This is a genomic window from Rhizobium esperanzae, from assembly GCF_002204185.1.
GTDB lineage: Bacteria > Pseudomonadota > Alphaproteobacteria > Rhizobiales > Rhizobiaceae > Rhizobium > Rhizobium esperanzae.
The window spans coordinates 1-1,030 of record NZ_MXPU01000059.1 but is presented as its reverse complement, the minus strand read 5'-3'; the positions used below and the strand labels follow the sequence as shown (position 1 = coordinate 1,030).

The following is a 1,030-nucleotide window of genomic DNA, read 5'->3' as shown; positions in this document are numbered from 1 at the left end:
GTTGGCATAGAACTGCCTGTTGCGGTGGCGGATGGGAGACCGTTGCACCTTTGGGACACCAAGCCCGTGGGAGAGCCTGGGTCTCCATCCGCCGTTCCATTGAACCCGAACAGTCGCCGGGGCCGCTTGCGAAGGCAAAGCCCGCTTAGGCAAGGATGGGATCAGATGGAGAAGAATGAGATCGTGGTTGTCGGCATCGATGTTTCCAAGGACCGATTGGACGTGGCGCTGCACCCTTCGGGCGAGCACTTTGCGGTCAGCAACGATCACTCCGGCCTTGAGGAGTTAATCGCCAAGCTGGGCGCCTCCAGGCCGACGATCGTCGGCCTGGAGGCGACCGGCGGCTACGAGATGCTGGCGACAGGCAGCCTGTCGGCCGCTGGCTTTGGAGTGGTTGTGGTCAATCCGGCGCAGGTGCGCGCCTATGCCAACGCGCTCGGCCGCCGGGCCAAGACCGACCCGATCGATGCGGCCGTCATCGCTGCCTTCGTCCTGGCGACGAAGCCGGCGATCCGGCCGCTGCGCGATGCCGAGACGCAGGCTCTTTCCGAGCTCATTGCCCGCAGGCGTCAGATCGTCCAGATGGTGGTGGCCGAGGAGAACCGGTTGCGTATGGCAATGGCCAAGCAGGCGCAGAAGAGCATCAAGCGCTTGCTGACAGCCTTGCGCCGCGAGCTCGAAAACCTCGATGCCGACCTCGACAGCCACATCCGCAAGTCGCCGGCCTGGCGGGTGCGCGAGGAACTGCTGACCTCAGTGCCGGGTGTCGGGCCGACAACGGCGCGCACGCTACTGGCCGAACTGCCCGAACTCGGCAGCCTCGATCGGCGCCAGATTGCTTCGCTGGCAGGGCTTGCCCCCTGGACGCGGCAATCGGGCAAATGGAAGGGCAAGAGCTTCATCGGCGGCGGCCGCGGCAAGGTGCGGGCCGTGCTGTTCATGGCCGCCCTCGTCGCCAGCCGCTACAATCCCGACCTCAAGGCCTTCCGCGACCGCCTGGTCGCGCAAGGCAAGCCCAAGATCGTCGCAA

Annotated in this window: 1 protein-coding gene; it reads left to right on the top strand. The window is 65.7% G+C overall.

Annotated elements, in window-relative coordinates; genetic code table 11:
* Positions 1-165: 165 nt before the first annotated feature.
* Positions 166-1,030, top strand: an 865-nt coding sequence (locus B5E41_RS30900; protein WP_088397329.1) for an IS110 family RNA-guided transposase, incomplete at its 3' end; no start/stop codon positions are given.